At 65.1% G+C, this 15,213-nt stretch carries 9 protein-coding genes; 1 reads left to right on the plus strand and 8 read right to left on the minus strand.

Annotated elements, in window-relative coordinates; translation table 11 throughout:
• Positions 1-20: 20 nt before the first annotated feature.
• The 6 genes from NUH19_RS03195 to NUH19_RS03220 form a co-directional block, all read right to left on the minus strand.
• Complete coding sequence (locus tag NUH19_RS03195) at positions 21-1,946, minus strand: copper-translocating P-type ATPase (RefSeq protein ID WP_262315122.1); 1,926 nt, start codon at positions 1,944-1,946, stop codon at positions 21-23.
• Positions 1,946-2,218 (minus strand): cupredoxin domain-containing protein, encoded by a 273-nt coding sequence (locus tag NUH19_RS03200; RefSeq protein ID WP_262315123.1) that lies wholly within the window; start codon positions 2,216-2,218, stop codon positions 1,946-1,948. The genes NUH19_RS03195 and NUH19_RS03200 overlap by 1 nt, the downstream gene beginning before the upstream one ends.
• 19 nt (positions 2,219-2,237) lie before the next feature.
• On the minus strand, positions 2,238-2,609 hold the full coding sequence (locus NUH19_RS03205) for a cupredoxin domain-containing protein (protein ID WP_262315124.1): 372 nt from the start codon (positions 2,607-2,609) through the stop codon (positions 2,238-2,240).
• Positions 2,596-3,045: a CopY/TcrY family copper transport repressor gene (locus tag NUH19_RS03210; RefSeq protein WP_262315125.1), complete on the minus strand. Its 450-nt coding sequence runs from the start codon at positions 3,043-3,045 to the stop codon at positions 2,596-2,598. Before NUH19_RS03210 ends, NUH19_RS03205 begins: the two co-directional genes overlap by 14 nt.
• A 124-nt stretch (positions 3,046-3,169) precedes the next feature.
• Entirely contained in the window at positions 3,170-3,928 is a 759-nt protein-coding gene (locus NUH19_RS03215; protein ID WP_262315126.1) for an ABC transporter permease, read from the minus strand.
• Positions 3,921-4,565, minus strand: a complete 645-nt coding sequence (locus NUH19_RS03220; protein ID WP_262315127.1) for an ABC transporter ATP-binding protein — start codon at positions 4,563-4,565, stop codon at positions 3,921-3,923. The genes NUH19_RS03215 and NUH19_RS03220 overlap by 8 nt, the downstream gene beginning before the upstream one ends.
• Positions 4,566-4,777: 212 nt before the next feature.
• Here NUH19_RS03220 and NUH19_RS03225 point away from each other — a divergent pair, with 212 nt between their 5' ends.
• The gene (locus NUH19_RS03225; protein WP_262315128.1) at positions 4,778-6,301 is read left to right on the plus strand and encodes a UxaA family hydrolase; all 1,524 of its coding nucleotides are present in this window, start codon (positions 4,778-4,780) and stop codon (positions 6,299-6,301) included.
• A gap of 311 nt (positions 6,302-6,612) precedes the next feature.
• On the opposite strand, the gene NUH19_RS03230 is transcribed toward NUH19_RS03225, so the two are convergent.
• Positions 6,613-11,652, minus strand: a complete 5,040-nt coding sequence (locus NUH19_RS03230) for a phosphodiester glycosidase family protein (RefSeq protein WP_262315129.1) — start codon at positions 11,650-11,652, stop codon at positions 6,613-6,615.
• Positions 11,653-12,044: 392 nt separating this feature from the next.
• Positions 12,045-15,155 (minus strand): mucin-binding protein, encoded by a 3,111-nt coding sequence (locus tag NUH19_RS03235; protein WP_262315130.1) that lies wholly within the window; start codon positions 15,153-15,155, stop codon positions 12,045-12,047.
• Between the last annotated feature and the right edge of the window lie 58 nt (positions 15,156-15,213).

The raw sequence follows: 15,213 nt of genomic DNA on the forward strand, positions 1-15,213 counted from the left end.
TGTTGCGTTGTCGCCTGGGCTCACGCCGCGACCCGGCGCCGGACGCCGAGCTTCGTGCGGTTTAAGAGCAGCGAGCTTGTGACCACCGACAAGGACGAGGCCGCCATGGCCAGCCCGGCCAACTCTGGGCTCAGGGTGACACCCAGGGCCGCGAACACGCCGGCGGCGACGGGAATGCCCAGCACGTTGTAGACGAAGGCCCAAAAAAGGTTCAGCTTGATGCGGCCGAAGGTTTTTTGGCTCAGGGCCAGCGCCGTGGCGACGTCGCGCAGGTCGTTTTTGACCAGCACGATGCCCCCGGCGTCGATCGCGATGTCCGTGCCGGAGCCCATCGCGATGCCCAGGTCGGCCGTGGTCAGGGCCGGCGCGTCGTTGATGCCGTCGCCGACAAAGGCCACCTTGCCGCTTGCCTGCAGCCGCTGGACCGCTTCGGCCTTGTCCTGCGGCAGGACGTCGGCGATCACCTGATCGATGCCGACCTGCTTGGCGATAGCCGAAGCCACGCGTTCGTTGTCGCCGGTCAGCATCACCGTCTTCAGGCCGCGGTCGTGCAGCGCCTGAATAGCCGCCTGCGAGGTGGCCTTGGCGGTGTCTTGAATCGCGATCAGGCCGACGACCGCGCCGTTTTCACCGACGTACACGACGGTTTTGGCGGCGTCTTGCAGCGCCGTCGCCTGGGCGGCCAGGGCGGTCGGCACGGCGCCTGACGCGAGCTTCGCGCTGCCGACGAAGGCCGAATGACCCGCCACCGTGCCGGTGACGCCCTTGCCGGCGACGGCGGCGAAGTCGGCCACCGGTGGCACGGTCAGGCCGAGCGCTTCGGCCTTGGCCACTACGGCGGCGGCCAGCGGGTGTTCGGAGGCCGCCTCAAGCGCGGCGGCGAGGCGAACCACGGCCGTCTCATCCCCGATCACGTCGGTGACCACCGGGGTCCCGTTGGTGATGGTGCCGGTTTTGTCGAACACTACGGTGTCGATGCCGTTGGCGGCCTCCAGCACCTCACCATTCTTGATCAAAATCCCGGCCCGGGCGGCGCGGCCGGTGCCGACCATCAAGGCGGTCGGCGTCGCCAGCCCTAAGGCACACGGGCAGGCGATGACCACGACGGACACGGCGAAAATCAGGCTGGTCGCGACGCCGGCCCCGACCAGCACGAACCAGATCCAAAACGTCGCGATGGCGGCGATCAGCACCACCGGCACGAAGACGTCGGCGACCTTGTCCGTCAGCTTTTGAATCGGCGCGTGGGAGTTCTGCGCGTTTTGGACCATCGCGACGATCTGCGCCAGCATCGTGTCCTCACCCACCTTGTCGGCGGTGAAGTCGACGGTGCCGGTGCCGTTGATGGTCGCACCGATCACGCGGTCACCGGCCGCCTTGGCGACCGGCAGGCTTTCGCCGGTCACCATCGACTCGTCGATGCTGGTGGTGCCGCTGACGATCACGCCATCCACCGCAATTTTTTCCCCTGGCAAAACCCGGATGCGATCGCCGACCACGATTTGGTCGATCGGCACCCGCACCACCCGGCCGTCTCGCACGACGCCGGCGTCTTTGGCCTGCAGGTTGGCGAGCTTGGCCACGGCGTTGCTAGCGTTATCGCGCATGCGTTCCTCAAAGACTTGGCCGAGCATGATGAAGGTCACCACCACCGCCGCGGTTTCGAAGAACACCGGCCGGCCGGTCGCCATCGCGTAGAGGCTGTAGAAGTAGGTGATCGCCGTGCCCAGCGCCACCAGCGTGTCCATGTTGGCGTGGTGCTTGGTGAAGCTGGCCCAGGCGCTTCGCCAAAACGGCACGGCGGTGACCGCCATGATCACGGTGGTCAGCCCCAGGGCCAGCCACTCGCCACCCGGCATCATGATTCCGAATGGCATCAACACCATCTGCGCCAGCATCGGCAGGCTCAAAACCAGCGCGACCCAAAACCGTGTGCGAATCGACATCAGCGAATCACCACTTTGCCGTGGAACATGTCCATGCCGCAACTGAAGTCGTACTCGCCGGCCGCCGTCGTGTTCAGCGCGACGGTTTGCGGCTGGTTCAGCGGCAGCGCGGTTTCAAACCCGAGCTGCTGGGAATGCACGACATCCAGACACCCCTGGGCGCTGGTGCGGTTGAAGGTCAAGGTGGCGGGAACGCCGGCCTTGAGGACAACGACCTGCGGCTGGTAGCCGCCTGCGACTTCGATGTTGACGTTTTGACTTGCTTCACTCATGTTGTTTTCCTCCGTGGAATTATTCAATGACTAACTGGCCGTGGAACATGTCCATCCCACAGGCCCAGGTGTAGGTACCCGGCTTGCTGGTGTCGATGGTGATCGCCTGGGGCTCGCCCTGCGGCAGCGCCTGGTTGATGCCAAAATCCGGGAACACCACCCGGTCCAGGCAAGACGACGGGTCGCTTCTAGTGAAGGTCAACACCGCCGGCACCCCGCGGCGCAGCACCACGTGTTCCGGGGTGTAGCCGCCCAGCACCTTGATCGCGATGCTTTGGGTCTCACCTTGAAGCTTTGCCGTGCCGCTTGCGACCTGGTGCTTGCCGAAGAACCACCAGACGATAAAACCGATCAGGGCCACCGCCCCGATGGTCACGCTAATCTGTGCCATTGCTTGTTGCCTCCTTCATCTCACAGGTGCAGGTGTCGCCCAGGCAGTTGCAGGCCACCTGCGTTGGGGCCGTCTTCGCCTTGGTCGCCAACAGCGCCTGGAGCTTGGCGATGTCGGCCTGGCTCAGCGTGGTGTCTTGCACCAGCGTGGTCAGCACCGCGCCTTTTTTCATATCGCACAGCCGGGCGAAAAAGTCGCCGGCCTCCTGCTGCATCGTCGCCTGTTCGCCGATTCTCGGCGTGTAGGTGAACTGGCGACCGGCCTTGGTCGTCGCCAGCGCCTTCTTGGCGACTAGCCGGCGCAGCAGGGTCTTAATCGTCGAGTCGGCCCAGTCGCGCTTTTGCGCCAGCACCGCGATGATGTCGCCGCTGGTCGCCGCCCCCTTGGTCCAGACGACGCGCATGACCTCCCACTCGGCCCGAGACATTTCTTGCATAGTGACCCTCCTTGGTTTACATCTGTAACTCACAAGATTCATGATAGCCGTCGGGTTTACGTTTGTCAACGACGAATGTCAAAAAAACCGCCGGTCGCCCTGACCGGCGGAACGTCTCAATGTCTCAGCGCAGCTGCTCGTCCTCGTTGTAAAAGCGCGGGTAGGCCAGGTAGCAGGCGATTACCGAACCGATGCTGGTGGCCGCCAGCAGCATGAAGGTGACCATGATCTGGTACATGATCGCCTTGGTCGGGTCGACGCCGGCGAAGATCAGCCCGGACATCATCCCCGGCAGGCTGACGATCCCCACCGTCTTGGCCGAGTCGATGGTCGGCGCCATGCCGGTGCGAATCGACTCGCGAACGATGTGGCGCGAGGCCTGGCGTAGGTCGGCGCCAAGCGCCAGCCGCTCCAACACCCCTTGGCGCTGGTCGTGAAACTGGGTGTTCATGCTGCGGTAGGCCAGGCCGATGGCGACCATCGTGTTGGACGCGATCATCCCGGACACCGGCACGATCTGGCTGGGCGTGAACCGCACGGCTCGCGTCGCCACCAAAAGCACTAGGGTCAAAATCGTCGCGGTCCCAATCGCCAGCAGGCTGATCGCGAAGGCGTGGGGAATGCCGGCCGCGCGTTTGTTGGCGTTCAGGGCCGCGTTGAACAAGATGATGGCGACCATCAGCCCGGTCAGCCACAGCCGGTCGACCTTGATGATGTAGGTCAGGACGTACCCGACCACGGTCAGCTGAACGACCGCCCGCACGACGCCGATCACCATGTCTTTTTCCAGGCCGATCTTCTCGTGCAGGTTGATTGCCAGGGCAATCAGCACCAGCACGATGGCGAAGGTCAGGGCCAGCGGGCTCACAATCAGATTAGTCATGCTGCACCTCCCCGCCGCGGATGGTCACAAGCGTCTGGGCCGCCGCGATCTCGGTTTCGTCGTGGGTCACCGACAGCACCGTCAGCCCGGCCGCCACCTGCGCCTCGACCAGGTGATGGACCAGCGCCTTGGTGTCGGCGTCAAGCCCGGTGGTCACCTCGTCGAGCAAGAGCACCTTGGGCTTGAAAAGCAGGTTGCGAATCAGGGCCACGCGCTGCTTCTCGCCGCCGGACAGCGCGGTCACCTTGGCCGTCAGCTGGCTGGCGTCAAGCGCCACCGCGTCAAGCGCCGCGAGGGCCCGGGCCTGGTCGAAGGCCTCGTTGCGGATGGCGAAGGGAAACGCCAGGTTGTCTCGCACCGTCTCGCCGAACAGGCTGGGCTGCTGGAAGCAGTAGGACACCTGGCGGCGATAGTCGGGCTTGGCGATCGCCGCTTGCGGCTGCCCGGCGTAGGTGATGGTGCCGCTGGTCGGCGTCAACAGCGTGGCCAACAGCCGCAGCAGGGTGCTTTTGCCCGACCCCGACGGCCCGGTGATGGTCCAGTAGGCCCCGGCCGGCACGGTCAGGTTGATGTCCTTGAGAATCGGCCGGCCGCCCGGGGCGAAGCCGACGTGGGAAAGCTCAAACATAACTGTCATGGTCTAATCCTCCTGCCCCCAGTCTACACGCTCGTGGCCAAAATGCCACTGTCAGGGTCGCCAGTCGCCGGGCCGCACAGCGGCCGGTCACCGGTACCTGGTCCTCAGACCGCAACCGGCCAGCAGCGGCGGCCAAAGTCTGGTCCCCAGACCCTATCGCCGGCCGATGCAAGCGCTATACTTGTTCTGTAAACCATTAGGAGGAACGCGGAATGAAAGTCATTCAGTTAACGCCTCAAGACAACGTGGCCGTGCTGGTGGAGGCCGGCCACCGCGGGGATGCGGTCGACGGCCACCCGGGCCTGGTGCTGCAAGAAGACATCCCCCAGTCCCACAAGGTCACCTTGGCAGACGTCGCGCAAGGCGAGCCGATTCGCCGCTACGGCGTGGTGCTGGGCTATGCCCTGCGCGACTACCCCAAGGGGTCTTGGATCAACGAAACCAGCCTGCGCCTGCCCAAGAGCCCGGCGCTTGACGCCTTACGCGCCAATCCAGACTTCAAGTCGCCGACCGATATTCGCGAGCCCAAGCAGGACTTTTTCATGGGCTACGCCAACGACCCGGCCTTTTCCCCCTTCGCCGGCACCCGCAACATCCTGGCGATTCACACCACCGTGCAGTGCGTGATCGGCATCGTCAACGCGGCGATTGCCAAAATCAAGCAGGACCTCTTGCCACAGTTCCCCCACGTCGATGACGTGATCGCCATCAACCACCAGTACGGCTGCGGCGTGGCGATCAACGCGGAAAACGCCGAGATCCCGATTCACGCGCTGCAAAACCTGGTGCATCACCCGAACTTCGGCGGCGAGATCATGTGCGTGTCTTTGGGCTGCGAGAAGCTGCAGCCGACCATGCTGCTGCAGGAGCACTGCACCGCAGACAACTTGGTGATCCTGCAGGCCCAGCACGGCTTCAAGGGCATGATCGACGCGATCGTCAAGATGGCCGCCGTTAAGCTAGCAAAGCTGGACCAACGGCGCCGCACCCCGCAGCCGCTGAGCAAGCTGCTGATCGGCCTGCAGTGCGGCGGCTCGGATGCCTTTTCCGGCGTCTCCGGCAACCCCTCGGTCGGCTATGCCGCCGACATGCTGGTGCGAGCCGGCGCCACGGTGATGTTCTCCGAGGTCTCCGAGGTCCGAGACGGGGTCCCCTTCATCGCCAATCGCATCACCAGCCCCGCGACCTGCGAGACCTTCAAGCAGCAGGTCTCCTGGTACGACGACTACCTGGCCAAGGGCAAGGTCGACCGCTCGGCCAACCCCAGCCCCGGCAACAAAAAGGGCGGTCTTTCGACCATCGTTGAAAAATCGATGGGCTCGATCGCCAAGTCCGGCAGCCAGGAGATTCAAGAGGTGCTGGTCCCGGGCGGCATCCCGACCAAGCGCGGCATGATTTTCGCCGCCACCCCGGCCTCCGACCTGGTCTGCGGCACCATGCAGATGTGCTCCGGCGCCACGCTGCAGGTCTTCGTCACCGGTCGCGGCACCCCTTACGGCCTCGCCGCCCTGCCGGTGCTGAAGGTCTGCACTAGAAACGAGCTGAAGGCCAAGTGGCCGGATGTGATCGACATCAACACCGGTTCGGTTTTGACCGCCGGCACCAGCATCCAGGACATGGGTGAGTCGATCTGCGACACCATTTTGAGCGTCGCGTCCGGCACCACCAAGCCGTTCACCGAGCAGTACGGCATCTACAACGACATCTGCCTGTTCAACCCGACGCCGAACACCTGATTCCGACAGCAAAAACGGCCGCCTCTCACACGCTGAGGGGCGGCCGTTGGCGTCTTGCGGATGTTTTGCCGAGGCGGCGCTTGGGTCTTGTGGCGCTTGCGCCAGGAGCGGCGCTTGCGGCGGGTGGCTCTGACACTGAGGCGGCGCTTGCGGCCTGTGGGGCCTGCGCCGAAAGGCCGCGCTGTGTCTTGCGGGGCTGATGCCGAGAGCCGCGTTTGCGTCCTGTGAACCTTAGCCGAGACGGCGCGACGCCATGTGCGATCGCCGGCAGGTCACTGGCACCGGCGTGGCGCTAGCGCTTGGAAAACCCGCTACTGGCCGCGGAAGTTGACCCAGCGCCGCAGCCACCGGCGGCTCACCGCGCCGATGCCGGCCAGGCCGACCAAAAGCGCCGCGCCGAGCCACGCGAGACCCCGGGCCTGGGCCTCGCCGGTTTGCGGCATCGCGGCCTGCTGGTGCTTGGTCGCGGCCGAGTCGGCCCGACCGCGGCCAGTCGCCGCCGGATCCACCCGGCCGTGACCGGCCTGAGCCGGGGTGGCTGGGCCGCTGCCCGGCTGCTGATCCGGGTTCTGGCCCGGCTTCTGACTTGGCTCTTGTCCCGGCTTCTGGCCCGGCTTCTGACCCGGCAACTGATCCGTTCCCTGACCCGGCTTCTGGCCGGGCTTTGCGCCAGGTGCCGGCTGCTCGCCAGGCAGCGGCTTATCGCCGGTGCCCGGTTGCGGCTTGGTCCCGGCGTCGGTGCCGGTTGACGCGTCGCCCGAGCCGCCTGTGCCATCCGAGCCTGCGGAACCGCCCTGGCCATCGCCCTTGCCATCGTTTTTGCCGTCTTGCTCGCCGGCGTCGCTGCCGTCACCCTTGCCGTCTTTGCCACCCTGGTCGCTGCCACCCTGGTCGGTGCCGTCCTGGTCGGTGCCGTGATTGCTGTCGCCACCGGTAGCCAGCGGCTTCAACGCCTTTTGGGCGGTCGTCAGCGCCGCCAGCGCCGCGTCGCGGTCGGCCGGGGCCAGGCGATCTTGGGCCAGCGCCTTTTGCGCGGCGGCCAGGGCCTTTTGGAAGGCCGGTTGGCCGGCCGGGTCGTACTGCGCAAGCACCACGGCCTCGGCCTTGGCGACTGCGGCCGCCAGCTTGCTGCGATCCAGCGCATGGGCGACCAGCGTGGTGTCGTCGACCACGGTGCCGTCCGGCTGCTGGGCGAGCAGCTGCAGGTGGTTGCCGGCGACATGCGCGGTCAGGTAAATTTTTTGGTCGGGGTCCTGCTGCAACTTGGCCCAGACGCCAGGCTGCGTCGGCGCAATCTCGTAAGTCTTGTCGCCGGTATGGCCGGCCGCGACGTAGACGGTACCGCCGGCCTTGGCCTGATCCGCCACCAGCGGCTTGGTGCGGCCGTACGAGTGGTCGTGCCCGTTGAACACCAAGTCGATGCCCAGCTCGTCGCAGACCGGGGCCAGCTGGTCGTGAAAAAGCATGGCCCCGGCGTCGGCCGGGTTCTTGTTGTACACCGGCTGGTGGGTCAAGACGATTTTCCAGGTGGCCGCGCTGTGGTTCATGTCCCGCCGCAGCCAGTCCATCTCCGCCTTCATCGTGGCGGCCGAGTCGGTCCAACCGATGGTCGCGATGTGCAGGTTGCCGTAATCCACCGCGTAGGTTCCGGTCGGGTTGACGCTGGCGCCGTTGCCCCGCGGCACCCCCATCATCGCGGCCGACTTGGTGCCGTCGTCGCCCATGTACTCGTGGTTGCCCAGCACGTGCAGCAGGTCCAGCGAGTCGAAGCCGGGGTGGCGGTTGAACATCGCCGCGGTCATGTCGGCCTCCTTGAACAGCGACTGATCGTCGTTCCAGTCGCCGACGTGAATCGCGAAGTCCGATTTTTGCTTGGCGCCTTCGATGGCCGTCAGCACCCGGTCAAAATCGGCCAGCCCGGCCGGGTTCGTGACCTGGGTGTCGCCGAACACGTTGAAGGTCAGGTGGTCAACGGCGGCCAAGGTGGTGAACTGGCGAACGTCGGACCAGTGCGTGCCATCGCCGACCCGGTAGCGGTAGGTGGTGTTGGGCGTCAGCTTGGTCGCGGTGACGCTGGACAACTGCAGCGCCTTGCCGTCGCCGCTGTAAGTCAAAAGCTGCGTGGTGCCGGCCACGTCGGTCCAGCCGGCCGCGGCCGCATCACCGGCGGCCGCCTTGGCGCCGGCAACCTTCGCACTGGTCGCCTTGGCGCTGGCCGCCTTAGAGCTGACCGCTTTGGCGCCGGTCGCCTTCGCGTGGTCGCCGGAAGCCCCGGCCGTCACCGGTGCCAGCTGCAAGATCGCCTTTTCGGTACCGGGGGCGGTCATCCAGGTGAAGGTCTTCATCGTGGTCGGATCGGCGGTGGCACCGGTCAGCAGGTTGGTCGGCGCCGCGGTGAGGCTCGGGGCGAAGACCTGGGTGCTGTAATTGAAGGCGTAGGCCTGATCCTTTTGGGCCGTCAGCGTGAGCTTTTGGGCCTTGGCGGTCAGGGCGGCGCTGCTCAGATGCCCGAGCGCGTCGGTGCTACCCAAAGCCAGTGGCTTGCCGGCGGCGGTCACGGCCGCCACCTTGACGCCGGCCACCGGCTGGCCGAGGGCGTCGGTGACGGTGACCACGCCCGGGCGGCCGCTGACCAGCGGGGCCGTGGCCAGGCGCAGCCCCGCCTCAATGGTCGTGGTCTGCGGCGCCGTCGCGAAGGTGCCGGTGGTGTCGTGGCCCGTCGCACCGGCGAAGCTCACGGTCCCGGCGGTCACGCTGGTGGTCAGCGCGGTGCCGGCCGCCGTCGGCGCCGGCACGGCCACGTCGAGCGTCGCCAGCGGGGCCTGGGCCCTGGTGGCGGCCTCGGCACCGCGGGTCAGCTGCAGGCTGACGGTCCCGGCGACCGGGTCGGCCTGCCAGGTGCCGGTGACGCCAGGCGCCATAGTCACGCCGCGAACCGGGAAGTCGCGACCGACCTGAACGGTGGCCTTGACCGTGCGAACCGCCGCCGGGTTAGCCGCGGTCAAGGCGACGTGAGCGGTGCCGCCTAGCGCGGCGGTTGACGGGGCGGCCAGGCCGATGGCGGTGTCTTTGGCGGCGGTCGCCACGGTAAAGGTCGCCGTTTGCTCCCCTGTGTTGCCGAAGCCGTCGGTGGCCACCACCCGGACGCGGTGGGTGCCGTCGGTGAAGTGCAGCCCGTTCAGGCTCAGGGTGCCGTCCTTGTCGTAGGAGTAATGGCCCTTGGCCCCAGTGAAGTCCTGCCCGTCGACGAAAATCTGGTTGTGGGTCCAGTCGATCCCGGTGGCATGGGCGTCTTGGGGGTCGTGCAGGGCCGCCGTGATGTTGACGGCGGCGGTGTGGAACGTGCGATCGGCGACGCTGATTGAATCGACCACCGGTGCGGTCAGGTCGTCGACGTTGGCCCCGTAGACCGCCCGGACGTTGTCGACGTACAGCGTCCCCTTGGTCTTGGGACCGCCGCCGGGCAGGCCGGACTTCAGCGACAACAACCGGATCATCTGCCGCGGGAAGGTGGTGAACGGCCCGGCGTAACTGGCCGGAATCTCGGCCTCGACGTACTTCCAGCCGGTCCAATCCACCCCGTTCTTCTGGTCGGTCAGGTTGATCGGCTTGGTCGAGCCGGTCGGGTCGGTGATGTACATGCGCAGCCAGTAGCCACGCGCCGCGGCGTCGGCATGGACCCACATGCCCAGCGCGGTCGGGGCCCCGGGAATGCGCAGTGCCTGACTCGGCCCGGCGTATGCGCCGAGCGTCGTGCCGGTTTGGGCCTTGGTGAAGTCGTACTGAAGCGCCAGGGAATGGGCCCCGAACCGCACCGGCCCGTCGCCGGCCTTGGTCGCGACCACGGTGCTGGTTTCGCCGCGGCCGGCGGTGCTGGACTGCCAGTCGCCCAGCCCGTTTTCAAAATCGTACAGGACGCTTGGCAGCTGCCCCACCGTCAGGCCAAGCGTCGCGCTCAGCTTGGTGTTGGCCACCGTGGCGACCACCGATCCGGCCTGGGACGTGGCGGCGCTGTGCAGCTGGTTGGCCGCGTCGATGTGGCCGAGCTTGGCGTCGTACTGCCAGGTGATGTCGCCGTCGTGCAGCACCACCGGGCGGCCCTTGTAGGTCGCGCGAAGGCCGAGGTCGACCACCGCCCCCATTTTGACCGACAGGGCCGGCTGGGTGAAGGCGATCGCGTCCGGCGTCGCGATGGTCAACGTGCTGGTGCCGACCACCTGCGAGCCGCGGCACAGCTGCACGGTCAGGTCGCCGGTCCGGCCGTTGCCGGTGAAGCGGCCGCTGGTCGCGTCGATGGTGCCAAGCGCCGGCGTCTTCAGCCGCCAGGTCAGGCCGCTCGGCAGGGCCGCGGTCGCCCCGGAGGCGTCGAGGCCCTTGGCGGTGAAGGCAATCTGCGACCCCGGGGTGTAGACCTGATGGTGCGGCGCGACCGTCGCGCTGGCGAATTGGTGATCCGCCTTCGCCTTGGACACGATCAGCCAGGAGTCGGCCACCGTGCGTTCCTCGCGGTCGGAAGGCGAGTTGGACACCGACAAGGCGTCTTCACCGGGCTTTCTGGTGACCAGCGTCGTGGAGCCGCCGCCGTCGATGTCGACCGCCTCCACCGCGCCTTTTTCGATCATCAGGGCCGCCAAGTCGGCCATCGAGCTGCCGTTGCTGTACGGCGCCTGCTGCCCGTCGATGGTGACGAAGAAGACGTCGCCGGCGGCCGTGATGCCGACCGCGGTTCGCGCGGCGTTGTCGTTAGAAATCGGCGCGGTGTCTTGGACCTTGCCCTGATGCACCAAGATGTTTTGCGACCCCAGCGCCTCTTGGAGGCTCGCCTTCACGCTCGGGTACTGCTCGCGGGTGCCGATTACCGGGGTGCCGTCCTTGCGAATGCCGAAAAACGAGCGGTCGGCGCCGCCCGGGGCGTGAAGCTCCACGCCTTTTTCAATCACGGTGCCGTGCGGCTCGCCGGTCGCCATGTTGAAAAAGTCGGCGTTGACCGCGGCCACCACGTTTTGCCCGTGCTCAATGGCGGCGTTGGCCATGCCCCGCACCGTCTGCATCCCCACCTTGGTGCCGTCGTTGGGCAGCGCCGCGGCGATGGTCGCCTGGCCGCCCAGGTCGACTCGCACGATATGCGCGACGGTCTGCTCGCCCCGCTGGTTGATGTATGTATCCTGCTGCGCCGACACGCCCGGTGCCAGCGTCGTGGTGTGTTGCGAGATCAGCTGCTTGGCCACCGCCTTGGCGGAGCGGTTGACCGCCACCGCCGGAATGTGTGGCACCGCGGTGACCCCCAGGCCGCCCAATACGCTGGCCGACGTCAGCACCACGGCCCATTTTTGCCAATGTTTCACTCTCATTCTCTCGTCTCCCCAAACCCAGTTTGGTCCGGCCCTGCCGGACTCAGCCAGTGTAGCGCGTGAATGTATCCCCGCTAACGCCGCAGTGTAAGGGTTGCGTAAAAATTGCGTAAAAACGCCGGCGAATGAGACGAAACGGCCAGCACACAATCACCTCCAAGCAAAAGCCGCAATACCGGGATTTGTACTGGACTAACGGCAGAAAAACGGCCCCTCGAAAAAGTCGAGGGGCCGTTTGCGCCAGCGTGGGGCTGGCATGGGGAATAGGGTTCGTGCAGTTCTTGCGGTGGCGCGACGGGCGGCGTCAGTGGGGGCTAGCGTGGCCCGTGTCTGAGAGACGTCGGCGGTCGTCGCAACCTTGGCGCTGAACTGCAGTCATCGTGGTGCCAGCGCTAGTGAGCCCGGCGCTTCAGGAACGCACCGGCCAGGCCAAACGCCAGGATTGCGAGTCCCGCAACCACCACCGCGGTGTTCTTGACCTCGCCGGTTTGCGGCAAGGTATCACCGCTGGTCGTGGCCGGCGTTGCGGCTGGACTGTTCAGCGACGTCGCGGTTGCACCGCCGGTAATTGGCAACGTTGTCGGTGTCGCTGTGGTGCGACCGGTGGTCAGGTTCGTGGCCCGAGCCGGCGTCGTGGCAGTGTTCCCGGTTGGCGTTGCCGTGGCAGTGTTACCGCCAGTGATTGGCAACCCAGTGAGCGGAGTGCCCGTCGGCGTCGTATCAGTCGGCGTCGTGTCCGTCGGCGTCGTGTCCGTCGGCGTCGTATCCGTCGGTGTCGTATCGGTTGGCGTCGTGTCCGTTGGCGTCGTATCCGTTAGCGTCGTGTCCGTCGGCGTCGTATCCGTCGGCGTCGTGTCCGTTGGGGTCGTATCCGTCGGCGTCGTGTCCGTTGGGGTCGTATCCGTTGGCGTCGTATCCGTCGGCGTCGTGTTGGTTGGCGTCGTGTCCGTCGGTGTCGTATCCGTTGGCGTCGTGTCCGTCGGCGTTGTATCGGTTGGCGTCGTATCCGTCGGCGTCGTGTCCGTCGGGGTGTCGCTGTCCTTGCCGTCAGGGGTCGGCTCAGTCACATCGCCGTTGTCGTCGGTGTCCGGCGTGGTATCATCACCATTGTCTCCCGGGGTGATATCCGTCCCGTTTTCGGTCTCGTTACCATCCGTGGTGGTGGAACCACCGTTAGCGACTGCCGTGGTAGAACCGCCGTTGTCAGTGGTCGTCGTGGTTGAATCGCCATTTTCAACAATCGTGGTATCGCCGCTGTGATCGGTGTTCGTCGTGTTGGTCTGGCTGTTATCCGTGTCACCGGAAATCGAGGTGTCGCCAGTCGTCTGACTATTGTCCGTATCACCCGAGATTGTGGTATCACCAGTCGTCTGGCTGTTATCCGTGTTGGTGTCTCCGGTAGTCTGGCTGTTGTCGGTCGTCGTGTCACCACTCGTCACCGTCTGGCTGTTGTCCGTTTCACCGGAAATCGAGGTGTCGCCAGTCGTCTGACTATTATCCACATCACCCGAGATTGTGGTGTCACCGGTAGTCTGGCTGTTATCGGTCGTCGTGTCACCACTTATCACCGTCTGGCCGTTGTCCGTGTCACCGGAAATCGAGGTGTCACCAGTCGTCTGGCTGTTGTCCGTATCACCCGAGATCGTGGTGTCACCAGTAGTCTGACTGTTATCCGTGTTGGTGTCGCCAGAAATCGTGGTATCACCCGTAGTCTGACTATTGTCGTTGTTCGTGTCCCCGGAGATGACAGTTTGACTGTTGTCCGTGTTGGTGTCGCCCGAGGTCACGGTCTGACTGTTGTCCGTGTTGGTATCGCCCGAAATTGTGGTGTCGCCGGTGGTCGGATTGTTCGAACCGATGGTGACATCCCCAACCGTCGTGTCGTGACTGTCGATGTTGATGGTCACGTCGCCGGTGGTGTCGTCCTCATCCGCGGCGGCAGGCGAGTTCAGCACGATGGTGAACAGCTGCTCCTTGCCGTCGTTGGCGTCGAAGGTCAGCCCTTTTTCAGGAAAATCGTTGCTGATCAGCGTGTAGCCCTGAGTCAAGTATGCCTGAATTGTCGCTGTAGGATCGTAATCACTAGCTTGGTTGGTCCGGCCGGTCAACGTGTCCGTGCGTAAAACGGTTTTGCCCTTCGCGTCGATGTAGGTGACCGAGGCGGTTTGGGTGTCGGCCTCGTAAAGAAGCGTCAGTGTCTGCTTCTTGGCGGTGAATGTGCCGCGCAACTCACCGGTTTTGGCCGCGACGAAGGTGAAGCCCTTGAAGCTCGGCACCGCAATCTTGTACTGGCGGCCGACCTTGCGCGTAATCACATTTTGCTTGTGGATAATGTTGCCTTGCGCGTCGACGTAGTTCACCACCAGCTTACCCTTCTTGACCACGGCCGGCTTGGTCGTCGTGGTTCCCGGGTCCGTGGTTGTGGTTCCCGGGTCCGTCGTCGTGGTTCCTGGGTCTGTGGTTGTGGTTCCTGGGTCCGTCGTCGTGGTTCCCGGGTCTGTGGTCGTGGTTCCCGGGTCTGTGGTCGTGGTTCCCGGGTCCGTCGTCGTGGTGGTCGGCTTCTTGACCATTTTGATCACGTAGGTGTTGACGGTGAATGGGTCGTCTGGGCCGGTGACGTACTGATCCGGCACGTTGTCGGAGACGTAGACGTAACCCTCCTTCTCCAGATCTCTGGTCACGTAGTTGTAGTCGTACGACATCGGCGGGGTACCCCAGGCACCGCGGGCCGTCTGCTGGGTGATTGGAACCGGGTTGTCCGGGTCGGTGACATCCACGAATAGGAAGTTACGGGTAAACTGCTTAGGCTCTGGGTTCTTGGTGTAAGTGAAGGTCACCTGGGTCTCACTGTTCTGGTTGCTGCCGTGCTTGACCGTCTGCTTGGCATCGCCCTTAACGGTGTAGCCGCCGATGTGCGGGGCGGTCACGGTTTCCTCGGTGCCGGCAGTGCCCTGCTTGGACTCGGTCGGCGGCACCAGTTCCTTGCCGTTCTCGTCGACGTAATGGGTCTTCACGGTGTCAAAACCGACCCACTTGTACCAGATCACAGCGTTTTGAGTCCCAAGCGGTAGCCGCAGCTCCTTGCTGGTCGGCCCGGTCGCGGTGGACGAGAGCAACGTGCCGGCGGCCTGGGGCACATAGCCCAGGATGTCAAGCGGTTGAACCGTGTAGGTCGCATCGACGTTGCCGTTGATCCACATATCCGGCGCGATGGCGGTGGAACCGTTGCCGTTGTCAATCCGGTACATCAGGTCGATGTGACCCGGATACTTGTTGTCGATGGCGGCGCTGAGCTCCAGGCCGGTGCTCGTGATGGTGGTCGCCACCGGCTCCATGGTCGGCTGCGCCGGGTTGGCCGCCTGCACTTTGGTTCCGCCGACGGAAGCGGTACCAATCGCAACCGCAAAAATACCGGCGGTCAGCCACAGCTTTCCCTTCTTGTACATCTTGAAGTGTTCCTTGGCTGCGCCTGGCGCAACCCGCTGATTCGTCAATCGACTCATTCTCCTAATTCCTCCTTGAGATTGACCGTCCAAATTCCCCCAAATGACACTGCAGCGG

It is taken from the genome of Lacticaseibacillus parakribbianus (assembly GCF_025490915.1).
Lineage (GTDB): Bacteria > Bacillota > Bacilli > Lactobacillales > Lactobacillaceae > Lacticaseibacillus > Lacticaseibacillus parakribbianus.